This is a genomic window from Klebsiella planticola, from assembly GCF_000783935.2.
Lineage (GTDB): Bacteria > Pseudomonadota > Gammaproteobacteria > Enterobacterales > Enterobacteriaceae > Klebsiella > Klebsiella planticola.
The window spans coordinates 4,710,689-4,727,381 of the sequence record NZ_CP026047.1 but is presented as its reverse complement, the minus strand read 5'-3'; the positions used below and the strand labels follow the sequence as shown (position 1 = coordinate 4,727,381).

Annotated in this window: 16 protein-coding genes; 11 read left to right on the top strand and 5 right to left on the bottom strand. The window is 58.1% G+C overall.

Going from position 1 to position 16,693, the window contains the following annotated elements; all coding sequences use genetic code 11:
* Positions 1-84 precede the first annotated feature (84 nt).
* Together MC50_RS22795 and smrA are read left to right on the top strand one after the other, a co-directional pair.
* A complete protein-coding gene (locus MC50_RS22795; protein ID WP_032687454.1) occupies positions 85-996 on the top strand; it encodes a LysR family transcriptional regulator in 912 nt (303 codons plus the stop codon).
* Positions 997-1,093: 97 nt separating this feature from the next.
* A complete protein-coding gene (smrA, locus tag MC50_RS22790; RefSeq protein ID WP_032687455.1) occupies positions 1,094-1,657 on the top strand; it encodes a DNA endonuclease SmrA in 564 nt (187 codons plus the stop codon).
* Here smrA and MC50_RS22785 read toward each other — a convergent pair.
* Positions 1,654-2,460, bottom strand: coding sequence for an IclR family transcriptional regulator domain-containing protein (locus MC50_RS22785; RefSeq protein WP_032696070.1), 807 nt, complete (start codon positions 2,458-2,460; stop codon positions 1,654-1,656). The two genes, smrA and MC50_RS22785, sit on opposite strands and share 4 nt — an antisense overlap.
* Positions 2,461-2,627: 167 nt before the next feature.
* On the opposite strand from MC50_RS22785, the gene MC50_RS22780 reads away from it, so the two are divergent.
* From MC50_RS22780 to pcaC, 6 genes are read left to right on the top strand one after another with little or no spacing between them, the layout of a single operon-like run.
* The gene (locus MC50_RS22780; RefSeq protein WP_032687457.1) at positions 2,628-3,314 is read left to right on the top strand and encodes a 3-oxoacid CoA-transferase subunit A; all 687 of its coding nucleotides are present in this window, start codon (positions 2,628-2,630) and stop codon (positions 3,312-3,314) included.
* 10 nt (positions 3,315-3,324) lie between these two features.
* Positions 3,325-3,981, top strand: coding sequence for a 3-oxoacid CoA-transferase subunit B (locus MC50_RS22775; RefSeq protein ID WP_032687458.1), 657 nt, complete (start codon positions 3,325-3,327; stop codon positions 3,979-3,981).
* Positions 3,982-3,991: 10 nt separating this feature from the next.
* The gene (gene pcaF, locus MC50_RS22770) at positions 3,992-5,194 is read left to right on the top strand and encodes a 3-oxoadipyl-CoA thiolase (protein ID WP_032687459.1); all 1,203 of its coding nucleotides are present in this window, start codon (positions 3,992-3,994) and stop codon (positions 5,192-5,194) included.
* A gap of 9 nt (positions 5,195-5,203) precedes the next feature.
* On the top strand, positions 5,204-6,556 hold the full coding sequence (locus tag MC50_RS22765; RefSeq protein ID WP_047664997.1) for a 3-carboxy-cis,cis-muconate cycloisomerase: 1,353 nt from the start codon (positions 5,204-5,206) through the stop codon (positions 6,554-6,556).
* Entirely contained in the window at positions 6,546-7,313 is a 768-nt protein-coding gene (gene pcaD, locus MC50_RS22760) for a 3-oxoadipate enol-lactonase (RefSeq protein WP_032699707.1), read from the top strand. Before MC50_RS22765 ends, pcaD begins: the two co-directional genes overlap by 11 nt.
* On the top strand, positions 7,303-7,692 hold the full coding sequence (gene pcaC, locus MC50_RS22755) for a 4-carboxymuconolactone decarboxylase (RefSeq protein ID WP_004862525.1): 390 nt from the start codon (positions 7,303-7,305) through the stop codon (positions 7,690-7,692). The genes pcaD and pcaC overlap by 11 nt, the downstream gene beginning before the upstream one ends.
* A 41-nt stretch (positions 7,693-7,733) precedes the next feature.
* Here the strand turns inward: pcaC and MC50_RS22750 are convergent, their stop codons facing one another.
* Positions 7,734-9,353 carry a mechanosensitive ion channel family protein gene (locus tag MC50_RS22750; RefSeq protein ID WP_047664996.1) on the bottom strand — a complete coding sequence of 540 codons (1,620 nt, stop codon included), beginning with the start codon at positions 9,351-9,353 and terminating at the stop codon, positions 7,734-7,736.
* 36 nt (positions 9,354-9,389) lie between these two features.
* Positions 9,390-9,638, bottom strand: a complete 249-nt coding sequence (locus MC50_RS22745; RefSeq protein WP_047664995.1) for a hypothetical protein — start codon at positions 9,636-9,638, stop codon at positions 9,390-9,392.
* Between MC50_RS22745 and MC50_RS22740 the strand changes: the two genes are divergently transcribed.
* From MC50_RS22740 to MC50_RS22730, 3 genes are read left to right on the top strand one after another with little or no spacing between them, the layout of a single operon-like run.
* Positions 9,637-10,092, top strand: coding sequence for a MarR family transcriptional regulator (locus MC50_RS22740; protein WP_032687465.1), 456 nt, complete (start codon positions 9,637-9,639; stop codon positions 10,090-10,092). The two genes, MC50_RS22745 and MC50_RS22740, sit on opposite strands and share 2 nt — an antisense overlap.
* A 24-nt stretch (positions 10,093-10,116) precedes the next feature.
* Positions 10,117-11,295 (top strand): efflux RND transporter periplasmic adaptor subunit, encoded by a 1,179-nt coding sequence (locus MC50_RS22735; RefSeq protein ID WP_047664994.1) that lies wholly within the window; start codon positions 10,117-10,119, stop codon positions 11,293-11,295.
* A gap of 10 nt (positions 11,296-11,305) precedes the next feature.
* Positions 11,306-12,841, top strand: a complete 1,536-nt coding sequence (locus MC50_RS22730) for a DHA2 family efflux MFS transporter permease subunit (protein ID WP_046852378.1) — start codon at positions 11,306-11,308, stop codon at positions 12,839-12,841.
* Between the two features lie 73 nt (positions 12,842-12,914).
* Here MC50_RS22730 and fumA read toward each other — a convergent pair whose 3' ends face one another.
* The gene (fumA, locus tag MC50_RS22725; protein WP_047664993.1) at positions 12,915-14,564 is read right to left on the bottom strand and encodes a class I fumarate hydratase FumA; all 1,650 of its coding nucleotides are present in this window, start codon (positions 14,562-14,564) and stop codon (positions 12,915-12,917) included.
* Between the two features lie 54 nt (positions 14,565-14,618).
* Positions 14,619-16,130 (bottom strand): anion permease, encoded by a 1,512-nt coding sequence (locus MC50_RS22720; RefSeq protein WP_032687499.1) that lies wholly within the window; start codon positions 16,128-16,130, stop codon positions 14,619-14,621.
* Positions 16,131-16,693: the final 563 nt, after the last annotated feature.

The following is a 16,693-nucleotide window of genomic DNA, read 5'->3' as shown; positions in this document are numbered from 1 at the left end:
CGCATTCTTACGTTGCCACAACGCTTTGCATTACAGTAGATGCCATTTTCTTCTGTTTGATAAACAATGGTTATCACTACGGCGATGTCTTTTCAGATCAAATTTCACCAAATTCGCGCCTTCGTCGAAGTGGCGCGTCAGGGCAGCATTCGCGGTGCCAGCCGGACGCTGGCGTTATCGCAACCGGCCTTGACCAAGGCGATTAAAGAGCTGGAAGAGGGGCTGTCCGCCCAGCTGTTCGTGCGCCGTAGCCAGGGGGTATCGTTAACCGAAAATGGCGAAAGTTTTTATCAGCACGCCAGTTTGATTCTTGAGGAGCTGCGGGCGGCGCAGGAGGATCTGTTACAGCGCCAGGGGGCGTTGACCGGGCAGATCAATATTGGCCTTGGAGCCAGCGTGGCGCGCTCGCTGATGCCCTCGGTGATTGGGCGTTTTCATCAGCAGCACCCGCTGGTGAAGGTGCGTATCATGGAAGGTCAACTGCTGTCGATGATCAACGAGCTGCGGCAGGGGGAGCTCGACTTCACCATCAATACCTATTATCCCGGCCCTTACGATCATGAGTTCAGCTTTGAGAAGCTGTTCGAAAAGCCGTTTGCGGTCTTCGCCCGCGTCGGGCATCCCGCAACCCAGGCGACCTCGATTGAACAACTGCTGCCTTACAGCTGGACCATGCCGACGCCGCGCGGCAGCTACTTTAAGCAGCTCCAGGATCTGTTTAGCCACCGTGCGCAGATCCCGCATGTCGGCATCGTGTGCGAAACCTTCTCTTCCTGCATCAGTCTGGTGGTACAGAGTGATTTTCTGAGTATCTTACCGGTTGAGCTGGGCAGCGACCCGATGATTGCCGACAAGCTGGTGATGATCAAGGTGAGCGAAACGTTACCGAAAGCGACCTATTACCTGATCCAGCGTCGCGACTCGCGCCAGACGCCGCTAACGGCCTCGCTAATCACCCAGTTTCGCCGACAAAGTCGCCAGCAGTTTCCCGCCTGAGCCGGGAGGGTAAATTGTCGCCGGTTGTCGACAAACGCATTGAGGAGGCGGGGCGCGGCGGATATAGTAGCCTCCGGTAGCAGCCGGAGGAGTGCACATGAATCTTGACGACAAATCGCTATTTCTTGGCGCCATGGAGGACGTTCAGCCTCTCAAGCGTGGCAATGACGTGCATTGGCATCCTGAACGCAACCCGCGCCCGACGCAGCGTCTTGATGTCCTGCAGCTCGATAATTTTCTCACCACCGGCTATCTCGATATTCTGCCGCTGACGACGCCGCTGGAATTTAAACGCGAAGGGCTGCAAAACGGTGTGCTGGATAAGCTGCGGCTGGGGAAATATGACCCGCAGGCGAGCCTGAATCTGTTGCGCCGTCCGGTCGAACAGTGCCGGCAAATGCTGTTTGCCTTTGTCGTGCAGGCGCAAAAAGAGGGGTTGCGCAATCTGCTGATCGTCCACGGGAAAGGGCGGGATGATAACGCCCACGCCAATATCGTGCGTAGCTATCTGGCGCGCTGGCTGGTCGAACTGCCCGAGGTGCAGGCGTTCTGCGTGGCCTCGGCACCGCATGGCGGCAGCGGAGCGTGTTACGTCGCGTTGCGTAAATCCGCCGAGGCGAAACAGGAAAACTGGGAGCGCCACGCCAAACGCAGCCGCTAGCGCAGCAGCAGCGTCAGCTCGCGAGCCGCTTTTTGCAGCTCGGGCAGTACTCGTTCCAGCATTTCGCGGGTGGAGACCTGCCCGGCATGCACGCCGACGTTCAGCGCGGCCTGTATCTGGCCCTGCGGGTTGAACAAAGGCACCGCCAGCGAGCGGAGCCCCATTTCTAGCTCCTGATCGTTGAGCGCGTAGCCCTGCTGCTGGACGCGCTTCAGCTCCGCGCGCAGTTTGTTCACTGAATCCACCGTTTGCGGGGTGTAGCGAATCATCGTGACCCGCGCCAGCATATCGTTCAGCTTCTCTTCCGGCAGATGGCTTAACAGCACGCGCCCCATCGAGGTCGCCCAGGCCGGCAGGCGGCTGCCGATATCGAGATCGATGGTCATAATCCGCGAACTGGAGGCGCGGGCAATATAGAGAATATCGTCGCCATCGAGGGTGGCTATCGAGCAGGACTCGTTCAACATTTCACTCAGATGTTTAAGAACAGGCTGCGCCGAACGCGCCAGCGGCGTGGAGGCTAGCCATGCGTGGCCGAGAGCCAGAATGCGCGGGCGCAGCTGAAAGTTTTTGCCATCTTCCGCATAGACGAACCCCAGTTTCCCCAGCGTATACAGGCAGCGGCGCACCGCCGCGCGCGGAATGCCGGTCTTCTGACTGATTTGCGAGATAGACAGAACCGGGCGCTGCGGGGTGAAAGCCTGAATCACCTCCAGCCCGCGGGCCAGCGAGGCCATAAAGTTCGGATCGCCTTTAAACGGATCGCTGTCGCCCGTCAGTAAATCGTCTGGATGCTTCTCCATTTTCTTCTCCATATTTGCCATCGATCACATTCTTTCGCTAAAGATATACGATGTTCGATTATCGCACCATATTTCGATTATCGCCCTTGACCAACATCGTTAAGCGGGTCACATTTTGTGCGAACAACGCATAAAAGTGCGATTACCGCACGTAAAGGAGCGACCTGATGATTGATAAAAGCGTGTCGACGCTAAGTGATGCCATCGCCGGGATTCACGACGGGGCGACCATCATGATCGGCGGTTTTGGTCCTGCCGGTCAGCCAACGTACCTGATTGATGCCCTGATTGAACAGGGTGCCCGCGAACTCACCATTATCAACAACAATGCGGGCAACGGTGAAGTTGGCCTGGCGGCACTGCTGAAGGCCGGACGCGTGAGAAAGATGATCTGTTCTTTCCCGCGCCAGGTCGACTCACAGATTTTTGACGATCTTTATCGTCGCGGCAAAGTGGAGCTCGAACTGGTCCCGCAGGGTAATCTCGCGGCGCGAATCCAGGCCGCCGGCGCCGGTCTGGGCGCGATATTTACGCCGACCGGCTACGGCACGCCGCTGGCTGAAGGTAAAGAGAGCCGCGAAATCGATGGTCGTCATTACGTCCTCGAATACCCGATCAAGGCCGATTTTGCCCTGATCAAAGCGCATCAGGCTGACCGCTGGGGCAATCTGGTGTACCGCAAAGCGGCGCGCAACTTCGGCCCCATTATGGCCACCGCCGCAAAAACCACCATCGTTGAAGTCTCCCGTCTGGTGAGTCTTGGCGACCTTGACCCGGAAAATGTGATCACGCCGGGGATTTTCGTCCAACGGGTGTTCTCGCTGGAACACCTGACCACCGCACAACGCGCCTGAGGAGCCAGCCATGCAAAAACTAACCCGCGATGAAATGGCCCAGCGAGTGGCGCGCGATATTCCTGAAGGGGCCTATGTCAATCTGGGCATCGGTTTACCTACGCGCATCGCCAACTATCTGCCGACCGACAAAGAAGTGTTTCTGCACAGTGAAAATGGCCTGCTGGGGATGGGGGGCAAGCCGCAGCCGGGCGAAGAAGACCCCGAGCTGATTAATGCCGGTAAAGAGTACGTGACCCTGCTTAAAGGCGGCTGCTTTTTCCATCATGGCGACTCATTCGCCATGATGCGCGGCGGCCACCTCGACATTTGCGTACTGGGGGCGTATCAGGTCTCCGCCAGCGGCGATCTCGCCAACTGGAGCACCGGCGCGCCGGACGCGATCCCGGCGGTGGGGGGGGCGATGGATCTCGCCATCGGCGCCCGTCAGGTGTTTGTGATGATGGATCATCTGACCCGCGACGGCGAGTGTAAGCTGGTTGAACAGTGCAGCTACCCGCTCACCGGAGTGGGCTGCGTCAGCCGGATCTACACGGACCTGGCAGTCATCGACATCACGCCGGCCGGCCCGGTGGTACGCGAAATTTTCAACGGCCTCTCTTTTGAGGAGCTGCAGCGCATCACTCCGGTGGCGTTGACCTTCGAACATCTGGCGGAAAGCGCATAAGGAACCTATGATGAATCAGGCATTTATCTGTGATGCGGTGCGTACACCGTTCGGACGTTTTGGTGGTACGCTGGCGACGATGCGCGCCGATGATTTGGCCGCTCTGCCGCTGAAAGCGCTGCTGGCGCGTAACCCGGGGCTGGATCCCGCGCGCATTGATGATGTGATTTACGGCTGCGCAAACCAGGCCGGGGAAGATAACCGCAACGTTGCCCGCATGGCTCTGCTGCTGGCCGGGCTACCGCAAACGGTGCCGGGCAGTACCATTAACCGGCTGTGCGGCTCCAGCCTTGATGCGATCGGCGTCGCAGCGCGCGCCATCAAAAGCGGCGAAACTCAGCTGATGATCGCCGGCGGCGTGGAGAGCATGTCGCGCGCGCCGTTCGTGATGGGCAAGGCGGAGAATGCCTTCAGCCGCAACATGCAGATTGAAGATACGACGATCGGCTGGCGCTTTATCAACGCCCGGATGAAAGCATTGTACGGCGTGGATTCGATGCCGGAGACCGCCGAGAACGTCGCCGCTGATTTTGCCGTTTCGCGTGCCGATCAGGACGCCTTTGCGCTGCGTAGCCAGATGCGTACCGCCGCGGCGCAGGAGGCCGGCCGGTTTGCTGATGAGCTGATAACGGTCTCTATCGCCCAGCGAAAAGGTGATCCGCTGCTGTTTACCCGCGATGAACACCCGCGCAGCACTTCTGCGGAAGCGCTGGCGAAACTCAAGGGGGTAGTGCGCCCGGACGGCTCGGTGACCGCGGGGAACGCCTCCGGGGTGAACGATGGCGCCTGTGCCTTGCTGTTGGCCAGCGAATCGGCGCTGAGGGCCAACGATCTGCACCCCCTGGCCCGGGTTGTCGGCGTGGCGACGGCGGGTGTGGCGCCGCGGATTATGGGCTTCGGACCGGCTCCGGCGGTACGTAAAGTGCTGGCGCAGACCGGGCTGACGCTGGAGCAAATGGATGTGATTGAATTGAATGAAGCGTTCGCCGCACAGGCGCTGGCGGTGACCCGCGATTTAGGGCTGGCCGACGATGCGCCCCACGTCAATCCCAACGGCGGCGCCATTGCGCTGGGCCATCCTCTGGGGGCGTCGGGCGGGCGTCTGGCGATGACCGCCGCGTATCAACTACGTCGCACCGGTGGGCGCTATGCGCTGTGTACCATGTGTATTGGCGTCGGTCAGGGCATTGCGCTGATTATTGAACGTGTTTAAGGAGCCAACATGAGTTTGTTGACCCCCATGCTGCGCAGCAGTCCGCTGACCGCCTGGTTTAGCGATGCGCAGCGGGTGCAGGGGATGCTGGATTTTGAAGCGGCGCTGGTCCGCGCGCAGGCATCCTGCGGCATGGTGCCGCAGGATGCCGTCGCCCCCATCGTCAGCGCCTGCCAGCATTCGGCCATCGATTTTCCGGCCCTGGGGCTGGCCGCCGCCAGCGCGGGCAACCTGGCGATTCCGCTGATGAAACAGCTCACCGCCCGGGTGAAGACGCAGGATGCCGGGGCGGCACGCTATGTTCACTGGGGGGCGACCAGCCAGGATGCTATCGATAGCGGACTGGTCTTGCAGCTGCGCGGCGCGCTGGACGAAACGGAACGGCTGTTGCAACAGCTGATTGACGGCTTCGCCATGCAGGCTGAACGCTATCAGAACACGGTCATGCCCGGTCGTACCTGGATGCAGCACGCGCTGCCGGTCACCTTTGGCCTGAAGCTGGCGGGCACGCTTGATGCGCTGCTGCGCTGGCAGCAGCGTTTGCGGGAGATGCGACCGCGGGTGCTGGTGCTGCAGTTTGGCGGCGCGGCGGGTACCCTGGATTCGCTGAAAGCCGATGCATCGCCGGTTGCTGCGGCGCTGGCCAGCCAGCTCGGGCTGACTCTGCCGGATACGCCGTGGCACAGCCAGCGTGACCGGCTGCTTGAAGTGGGGGCCTGGTTTGCTGGCCTGTGCGGCACGCTGGGCAAATTTGCTAACGATTTTTCCCTGCTAATGCAAACCGAAGTGGCGGAAGTCAGCGAACCGGTTGCGGAAGGGCGCGGCGGATCGTCGACCATGCCGCACAAACGCAACCCCATCGCCTGTAGCGCGATTTTAACCGCAGCCCAGCGCACGCCAGGACTGGTGGCGACGCTTTACGCCAGCCAGATTCAGCAGCATGAACGCGCCCTTGGCGGCTGGCAGGCGGAATGGGAGACCCTGCCAGAGCTGATTATGCTGGTGGGAGGGGCGCTGGCGCAAAGCGATGCGCTGGTTCGCGAGATGCAGGTCTTCCCGCAGAAAATGCGGGCCGATCTGGAGATCACTCACGGACTGATTATGGCCGAGGCGGTGACGCTGGCGCTGGCGGCGTTTATTGGCAAAGCCGATGCCCATCACCGTATTGAGGCGCTGTGCCGCCAGGCGATCGACGAATCTCGCCCGCTGCAGGCGCTGCTGGAGAACGACCCGCTGGTCAGCCAGCATCTTTCGCCACCCCGTTTAACGCAGCTGCTGGACCCGGCCACGGCCACCGGCAGCGCCGAACGTTTTGTGCGCCAGGTCGTGGCGCGTTACAAGGAGCAACGTGATGAACCTTGATTATCAGCTGGACGGGCCGGAAGGCGCGCCGGTCATTGTGCTTTCTAACTCGCTCGGGACCACCCGCGCAATGTGGCAGCCGCAGATGGCGGCCTTAACCCAACGGTTCCGCGTACTGCGCTATGACACCCACGGCCATGGTAAAACCCAAAAGTCAGGCAAGGTGACGCTGGCGCAGCTTGGTGAAGATGTTATTGCGCTGCTCGATCATCTCAATATCGCCAAAGCCTGGTTTTGCGGTATCTCGATGGGCGGCCTGACCGGGCTATGGCTGGGGCGTTTTGCCGCGGATCGTTTTTACGGTATCGCGGTGGCCAACACGGCGGCGCGGATTGGCGATCAGGCCAGCTGGCTCTCCCGCTCGCGGGCCGTGCGTCAGGAAGGAATGGACGTAGTGGCCGCCGGTGCGGCGGACCGCTGGTTCACGCACGCTTTCCGTCAGAAGGCGCCGGAGGTGGTCGAGGCGCTGTGCCATCAGCTGACCCATAGCAATGCCGAAGGGTATGCCGAGTGCTGTGAAGCCCTGGCGGCGGCCGATTTGCGCAGCGAAGTCGGACAAATTAGCGTGCCGACGCTGATCATTGCCGGTGAAAGTGACCCTGTCACTACCGTTGCCGATGCGCATTTTTTACATCAGCAGATCTCCTCTTCGCAGGTGGTGGTGGTTCCCGCGTCCCATCTGTCCAGTATCGAGTCGCCGGAGGCCTTTAGCGCGGCGCTGTTGGCTTTTTTGCAAGGGGACGATCGTGGACGATAAAACCCGTTACCAGCAGGGCATGAACGTTCGGCGCAAAGTGCTGGGCGATGCCCATGTGGAGCGCACGCTGCACAATCTGACGCCGCTCAATGACGAGTTTCAGGATTTTATTACCCGCTATGCGTGGGGAGAGACCTGGACCCGGCCGGGGCTCGATCACCATACCCGCAGCATGATAACAATCGCCATGCTGATTGCGCTCAACCGCGAAGCGGAGCTGAAAATGCATCTGCGCGCGGCGTTTAATAATGGTGTGACTCGCGATGAGCTGAAAGAGTTGATTATGCACTCCGCGCTGTACTGCGGGCTGCCTGCCGCCAATGCCACGATGCATCTTGCGCAGCAGGTGTTTGATGAGCTGGACGGGAAACCGGCCTGATGCGGTTGTGCTGGCCGGTTTTCGCCGGCCAGCATCGTGACTTATCTCTCTGTTATCTGTGGGTCTTTCGCCGCCGGCGCGGCGTACCAGTCCTCTTTTGCCACCATCACGGCTCCCTTCGGCTGCATAACAAAGTTCGGCGACATGATCTGCACGCCAAATTCATTAAAGACATCCTGAATGTTGCTGTGTAGCGCGGTTCGTCCGTCGGCCAGCGAGGTTTCCGCCAGTAGCAGGACCTGCAGCTCATAGGCGACGTACCAGTCCATCAGCCCAAGCTGACGCACCTGCGGCGGCTGGCGGTGGTCGATACCCGGCGCGCGCCGCGCCGCCAGTTCCAGCAGCGCCTGAACCTGTCGCCACGGCGTGTCGTAGCCGATGGTGACGCCGGTGGTCAGGTTAAGGCCGCTTTCGCTGTTTTGTGCGCTGAGGTTGGTGATTTTCCCGCTCACTACCACGGCGTTTGGCACCGTCACGATATAGTTTTCCCGGGTGACGATTTTGGTGGCCAGCATCCCAATTTCACTGACCTCACCCTCATTGTCGGCAATCCGAATCACATCGCCTTTGCGCAGCGCGCGCGAGTAAATCAGCACCAGACCGCTCATGGCATGGTTCATGACTCCTGCCGATCCCAGGGTTAACATCAGACCGAAAAAGACGCTAATCCCTTTGAACGCCAGCGAGTTGGCGCCAGGTAAAAAGGGGTAAGCGGCGGAGAGGGCGAAGAGCCAGATGACCACCGAGATAAGTTTGCGCGTTGCGCCTACCGTTTCGGGATGCAGACCCGGAATTTGCAGACGACCGGCTTCCACCTGACTGAGCAGCAGCTTTACCAGACGGATAATAAACCAGGTGATCAGCAAGATAATCAGAACAATCAGCAGGCCGGGTAGCGCCGAAACTATTGCCAGGGCAATCTCCTGCAGGACGCGTACCGACCACTCTCCCAACGATTCACTCCACACGCGCGTCCAGGGAAACAGGCCGAAGGCCCAGCTTAGCCAGGCATAAAGCGCCACTATGCCCAGCAAAACCATCAGCAGGGCATAGAGTCTGGTTTCGATATTGCCGAGAAACCGCCGCCAGTTCTGGGGGATCCAGCCGCGCTTTTGCAGAATACGCAGCAGAAAATAGCGGCGAACCCGACGCCAGGAGCGCCAGGCAGCGTAATAAAAGGCCGCCAGCAGCAGCGCGCCACCCCCCACTTTAACGACCGCCAGCGTCAGATAGGATGTATTGAACTGTTCACGAAGCGCGGTGCGCTGCGCCTCCATTCGGGCGAGAACCCGCTGGCTGGCCTGGTCGAGGGTCAGGTCGTCACCTTCGTCGAGGTCGGCCTGGCTCAGTAACATAATGGGTTTACCGTTCATAAGGAACAAACGACCCGGCAGGTTGTAGCGCGTGACCGGAACAACCTGCAGCGGCTGGCTGATATCCGCCTCGGTAAAAGCACGTAGCGTATTGCGAATTCGCAGCACCCGCTCTTCGGGCGTCGTCTGACCGAAGGTCGCCTGTAACATCACAATCGGCTGGTGGAAAATTTTCACCGTACGGGCCTGTTCACGTTCTGTGGGCTGTTGGCGAGGTTCCGCCGCCGAAAGGGGGAACGCCAGGCATAGCGCGAGGCCGGCCACAAATAACGCCTGTATTTTGTTCATATGCAGCACCCAAAAAAAGAGAATTATCGTTATTTTTCAGGTGGTCAACAGCATTTTCTGACCAGGCCTTGCTTTGAGCATAGACCAGCGATAAGCGAATACAAGCGCGGCGGAGAGGTCGCGAATATCGAGGGCGGGGCCGGCAAACAACCTCGGGCGCGGCGTCTCGCTGCGCTGAGCGGCGGCCTTTGCGCTGACAAAACGTGCGATCTTCTTGACACTGCGTTGACAAATAGATGCCTGGTCAGTAGTTTCATTTGTAATTACTGACCAGGCAAATATCATGAATAACCATCCGGGTATTATTAACAATAAATTTCACTTAGGTTTGTTGATCCATCTGGCTAACCAGTTCAAGGACCAGCTGATTAGCCAGCACTTCTCCGGCATGGACATTACCGCCGCGCAGTTCAAGGTGCTGATCAGTATTTATAAAGGCTTTAACAGTCCGGTCGAGATCAGTAAAAACCTGGTCATGGACGCCGGCGCCATGAGCCGAATGGTGGATCGAATGGTCAAGCGTGAGTTGATCAGTCGCTCCCCCAATCCACAGGATAAACGCCAGGTGATTCTGGCATTGACCGACAAAGGGCTGCTGATTTGCGAGCGCTTTGTCAATGAAGCGCTGGTATCGATCATCAGCGAACTCACCGCCCGACTCACTCCCGATGAATCCCGACAGCTGGTCGATCTGATGACAAAAATGTTGCCAGACGAGATCGTCGCCCCTCATCGCTAATGCATTCAAAAAGGTCCTGACAAGATGGAAACCACTGCGGTACAACAGGCTGAGCGCGGCAGCAAGCGCAAACGTAACTTTATTATTTTATCGATTATCCTGCTTCTGGCCGCCGGTGGCGGGGTGGCGTGGTATTTGCTGTACGCCCGCTACTATGAAACGACCGACGATGCTTATGTCAATGGCAACCAGGTGACGCTCACTCCGCAGATTGGCGGTACGGTCACTCAGGTGACGGTGGATGAAGGCGACTTCGTACAGAAGGGGCAGCCGCTGGTGCTGCTCGACCCCAGCGATACCGAAATTGCGCTGCAGCAGGCGGAAGCCAGTCTGGCGAATACGGTTCGCCAGGTTCGCGGGCTGTACAGCACCGCGGATAACTACCGCGCGCAGGTCGCCGCGAAAAAAGTGGCGTTACAAACGGCGCAAAACGACTATGCGCGGCGGCAGAAAATCTTCCAGAGCGGGGCGATCGCCGCGGAAGACCTGGCGCATTATCGCGATGCGGTCACCAGCGCGCAAAGCGATCTTCTGGCCGCACAGGAAGCGTTGCGTACCAATATGGCCATGGTGGATGACACCGTAATCGACAGCCACCCGGAAATTAAAAGTGCCGTCGCCACCCTCCGTCAGCGCTATCTCGACAATTCCCGCAGCACCATCGTGGCCCCGGTCAGCGGCTATGTGGCGAAGCGCGCGGTACAGCTCGGCATGCGCGTTGATTCCGGCACCACGCTGATGGCTATCGTGCCGCTGAACGAAGTCTGGGTAGATGCCAACTTCAAAGAGAGCCAGATGAAGGGGATGCGTCTCGGACAAAAAGTCACCCTCAACGCCGATCTGTACGGCGATGATGTCGAGTATCACGGCACCATCGAAAGCCTGGGCATTGGCACCGGTAGCGCGTTCTCGCTGCTGCCGGCACAGAACGCCAGCGGCAACTGGATCAAAATTGTCCAGCGTCTGCCGGTCCGTATTGTACTCGATCCCCATGATATGCAGAAAAACCCGCTGCGCGTCGGCCTGTCGATGAACGTCAGCGTCGATATTCGCGACGCCGACGGCCACCTGCTGCCGCAGCAAACCGTTAGCAGCCCGCGTTTCACCACGGACGTGTATCAAAACCCGCTGGCAGAAGCGGACAAACTGGTGGCTAAAATCCTTCATGACAACAGCAAAACGGTAGCCGCCGGCGCCCGTTAAGAGAGACGTTATGCACGATAAGGCTGCCTTTACACCGCCCAATATGTGGCTGGCGGTGCTTGCGCTGTCTCTGGCCACGTTTATGCAGGTGCTGGATTCCACTATCGCCAACGTGGCGTTGCCGACGATTGCCGGCAACCTCGGGGTCAGCGCGGATCAGGGGACATGGGTGATCACCTCATTTGCGGTGTGTAACGCCATCGCGCTGCCGCTGACCGGTTGGTTTACGCGCCGCTTCGGGCAGTTAAAGCTCTTTATTGGCTCGGTGATGATGTTTACGCTGACCTCATTCCTGTGCGGATTTGCCCACAGTATGACCGAGCTGATTATCTTCCGCGCGCTACAGGGCTTTTTCGCCGGCCCTATGTTCCCGATGTGTCAGACGCTGCTGCTGGTTATCTTTCCCGCCAGTAAACGCAGTATGGCGCTGGCGCTGCTGTCGATGGTGACGGTCGTGGCGCCGATTGTCGGGCCGATTACCGGCGGCTGGATAACGGACAACTACTCGTGGCCGTGGATCTTCTACATCAACGTACCGATCGGCATCTTCGCCACTATCGTGGTCTGGACGCAGATGCGTGAACGGGAAGAGACCACCACCCACGCTCCCATTGATTACATCGGGATTGCGCTGCTGGTGCTCGGGGTTGGGCTGCTGCAGGTGGTGCTTGATAAAGGCAATGATCTAGACTGGTTTGCCTCTTCGCAGATCGTTGTGATGTCGACGATTTCCGCCATCTCGCTGGTATCGTTCGTTATCTGGGAACTGGGCGAGCGTCATCCGATCGTGAACCTGCGCTTGTTCAAAGATCGCAATTTTGCGATTGGTACGCTCTCGCTGACCCTGGGGTACGCGGCTTTTTTTGCTATCAATATTATTCTGCCGCAGTGGCTGCAAACGCAGATGGGCTACACGGCGATCTGGGCCGGACTGGCCGCCGCGCCGATGGGGATCCTGCCGCTGATGATGACGCCGATTATCGGCCGCTACGCCAACAAGTTTGACCTGCGGATCCTGGCCTCGCTCTCATTTTTGACGATGGGGGCCTCCTGCCTGATTCGCGCGCAGTTCAATACCGACGTCGATTTCCGCACCATTGCAGAAGTGCAGCTATTTATGGGGATCGGCGTGGCGTTTTTCTTCATGCCCATTACCACGATTGTGCTGTCAAACCTGAACGGCGCGGAAGTGGCCGAAGGCTCCGGGCTGGCGACCTTTTTCCGCGTGCTGGGCGGCTCTTTTGCGTCGTCGCTCACCACCTGGATCTGGTCGCGTCGGGAAGTTTTCCACCATGCCAACCTGACCGAAAGCGTCTCCGCCTACAATCCCGCGGCGGTGGACTATATCAACAAGATGGGCGGCGCCACGCAGCAGCATATGGCGCTGATTGATAAGAGCATCGAGCAGCAGGCCTACATGATGTCGACCATTGACTATTTCTGGCTACTGGGCTGGGGCTTTATGGCGCTGATCGCGGTTATCTGGTTTGCCCGTCCGCCGTTCAGCCGCGCAGGGGGGCCAGGGGCGCCGTCAGCCGGCCATTAGTCTTCTGGCGGCGAGCGTAAAAAAGGCCGTAACGCACAGCGTTACGGCCCCGAACAGGGTTAATCAGCCAAAATTAGCGCTGTGAACAACCCGCACACTGTTTGTTCTGAATCTGCTGGAAGAAGTCGTTGCCTTTGTCATCCACCAGAATAAAGGCCGGGAAATTTTCCACTTCGATTTTCCAGATAGCTTCCATCCCCAGTTCCGGATACGCCACGCACTCCAGGCTCTTAATACTCTGCTGGGCGAGTACCGCCGCCGGGCCGCCAATGCTGCCGAGATAGAATCCGCCGTGTTTGTGACAGGCATCGGTCACCTGCTGGCTGCGGTTGCCTTTCGCCAGCATCACCATGCTGGCGCCGTGGGACTGCAGCAGATCGACATAGGAGTCCATGCGCCCGGCGGTGGTTGGGCCGAGTGAACCTGACGCGTAACCTTCCGGCGTTTTCGCCGGACCGGCGTAGTAGATCGGGTGATCTTTGACGTACTGCGGTAGCGCTTCGCCGTTATCCAGCAGCTCTTTGAGCTTCGAGTGGGCGATATCGCGCGCCACAATGATGGTGCCGTTCAGCGTCAGACGAGTGGAAACCGGATGGGCGGACAGCTGCGCCAGGATCTCGCTCATCGGCTGATTCAGGTTAATACTGACCACCTTGCCTTCACCTTGCTCACGCAGCGCTTCCGGGATGTACTGGCCCGGGTTGCTCTCCAGTTTTTCAATCCAGATACCGTGGCGGTTGATTTTGGCCTTGATATTGCGGTCAGCGGAGCAGGAGACGCCCATGCCGACCGGGCAGGAGGCTCCGTGACGCGGCAGGCGAATCACGCGGATGTCGTGGGCGAAGTATTTGCCGCCGAACTGCGCGCCAAGGCCGAGATTCTGCGCTTCCAGCAGTAGCTCTTGCTCCAGCTGAATATCGCGGAACGCCTGGCCGTGCTCGTTACCTTCGGTGGGCAGGCCATCGTAGTAGCGCGTGGAGGCCAGCTTCACGGTTTTCAGCGTCGATTCCGCCGAGGTGCCGCCAATCACGAAGGCGATATGGTACGGCGGACAGGCTGCGGTGCCGAGGGTGCGCATCTTCTCAACCAGGTAGTTTTTCAGCTTCGCCGGAGTAATCAGCGCTTTGGTTTCCTGATACAGGTAGGTTTTGTTGGCCGAACCGCCGCCTTTCGCCATGCACAGGAATTTGTACTCGTCGCCGTCAGTAGCATAAAGATCGATCTGCGCCGGCAGGTTAGTCCCGGTGTTGACCTCTTTGTACATATCCAGCGCGGCATTTTGCGAGTAGCGCAGGTTATCTTCGGTATAGGTGTTGTAAACGCCACGGGCCAGCGCCGCTTCATCGCCGCCGCCGGTCCAGACGCGCTGACCTTTTTTACCCATGATGATCGCGGTACCGGTATCCTGGCAGGTCGGCAGCACGCCTTTCGCCGCGATTTCCGAGTTGCGCAGGAACTGCAGGGCGACGTATTTGTCGTTTTCGCTGGCTTCCGGGTCGAGCAGGATTGACGCAACCTGCTTTTGATGGGAAACGCGCAGCATAAAGGCCGCATCGTGGAAGGCCTGCTGGGCCAGCAGGGTCAGGGCTTCAGGGGCAACTTTCAGTATCTCCTGGCCGGCAAATTCGGCCACGGAAACATGTTCTTTGCTCAGCAGATAGTATTCAGTCTCATCTTTTGCCAGCGGAAAGGCTTCCTGGTAAACAAACGGTTTAGTCGACATAGCTTAGCTCCCTAAGAGTAAAACCGCCGTAGGAGAGCCTCCGGCGGTTATGAATCAGAACATCATGGACATCCACGGATAGCCAATCAGCAGCAGGGCGGCCAGGAAGATGGCGCCGAAGATGGTGCCGAGGCGCCAGTAGTCTTTGGTCGGCAGGTAGCCGCTGCCGTAGTAAATCGGGCTTGGACCGGTACCGTACGGCGTGATGATGCCCATCACGCCGAGCGAGGTCACCATCAGCAGGACGAAGACCTGCATATTCATACCCGGAATGGTGGATGCGATAGTCAGCATCGCCGGCAGCAGCGCGGTGGTGTGCGCGGTGGTGCTGGCGAACAGGTAGTGCAGCAGGTAGAACGCCAGCAGCAGCACGATAGTGGCGACGCCCGGGGAGATGCCGCTCATCAGCGCTCCGCCTTCTTTACCCAGCCAGGCGATAAAGCCGGTAGAGGAGAGGCCGTCTGCCAGCGCCACCAGGGTGGCGAACCAGACAAAGGTGTTCCATGCCGCTTTATTGTTGGTGATATCGCTCCACGAAAGTACGCCGGTCCATAGCATCAGCACAATGACCAGCAGGGCGGCCAGCGCCGGTTCAATCCACTCGGCGGCGAAAATCCACATGGCCAGGGCGAAGCAGACGAACACCAGCAGCAGGATCTCATTGCGTGACAGCTTGCCCAGCTTTTCCAGCTCGCGAGCGGCCCACAGCGGCACTTCATTGTTGACTTTCACTTCCGGCGGATAGAACCAGTAAGCCAGCAGCGGCATCGCCAGAATCAGCAGGATACCCAGCGGCAGGAAGGCGATAAACCAGGTACCCCACGAGATATTGATGCCGACGATGCTTTTGACCAGCGCGAGGGCCAGCAGGTTTGGCGCCAGCGCGGAGAGGAACATCGAACTGGTGATACAAGCTGCGGTAATGGCCACCCACATCAGGTAGGAGCCGATACGACGCGCGCTGGGATCGTTCGGTTTAGAACCGTACAGCGGCGGCAGGTTGGCGATAATGGGGTAGATGGTCCCGCCGCTGCGCGCGGTATTGGACGGGGTAAACGGTGCCAGCAGCAGGTCAGCAAAGGTAATGGCATAACCCAGCGTCAGGCTGCGGCGGCCCAGATATTTCACCAGGATCAGCGCCAGACGGCGACCAAACTGGGTTTTATCGTAGCCAGCGGCGAACATGAAGGCGCCGAAAATCAACCATACGGTGGAGTTACCAAAACCGCTGACCGCCCATTTAAATGAGGCGCCGGCCAGTTTGAATTTGGGGTCGGCCAGCTGCGCTGGGTTGAAGAGCAGCCACTGGCTGCACAGGGCGATGACCACCACCCCGGTAATGCCGATCACGGCGCCCGGCAGGGGTTCAAAAATCAGCCCGACAATGACGCCAACGAAGATAGCAAAGTAGTGCCAGGCATAAGGCGGTAACCCGTCAGGCACCGGCACGAAGAGTAAAAGAACTGCAACAATAATGGGCAGCGCCATCATCAGCAGGCGGTTTTTATTTGCAGCCTTGGGACTGGCGGCACCGGCAGGCGGTATGGTTGTCTGTTTCTCTTTCATAATGAGTATCTGCGAGTAGTTGAAAATACGATGCGTCACGCAATAACCAGTGATTTTTTTAATTTCAAAACTTTCTTTACTTATTAATCTTTGGTTTTTCTGGTTTTTGTGACGGTTATTTAACGCATTTTGCTGTGCGTTAAATTTAATTCGTTGGTTATTTATATATTGCGCTTTGTTGCTTTATTGCAATTGATCAGGATCAATAAATGCGGTGTGTAGAGGTATTTATTTATTTTTAAAATAACCCTGCCGGGTGAGGTGCTTATTTGATTAAAATATCGATAAATGTTAATAAATAATTGGCTTACAAACGTACGCCAAGGGTTTTGTGTTTGTATCTGTATGATATTAATGAGTTTTATATTGTGATTGATATGTGTTGTTTTTTAACAAAGGTGGCTGGCATGTTATCGGTGTTTTGCTTTGTGTGAAAATTGTATTTTTAATTAATAATACAATAGAGGTATTGATGTTATTGGTGGTATTAAATAGTTTTTTAACTAACGTAATTGGTTTGGTAACTAAAAATAGCGCTATATTATGGGCATGACAACAGGAAT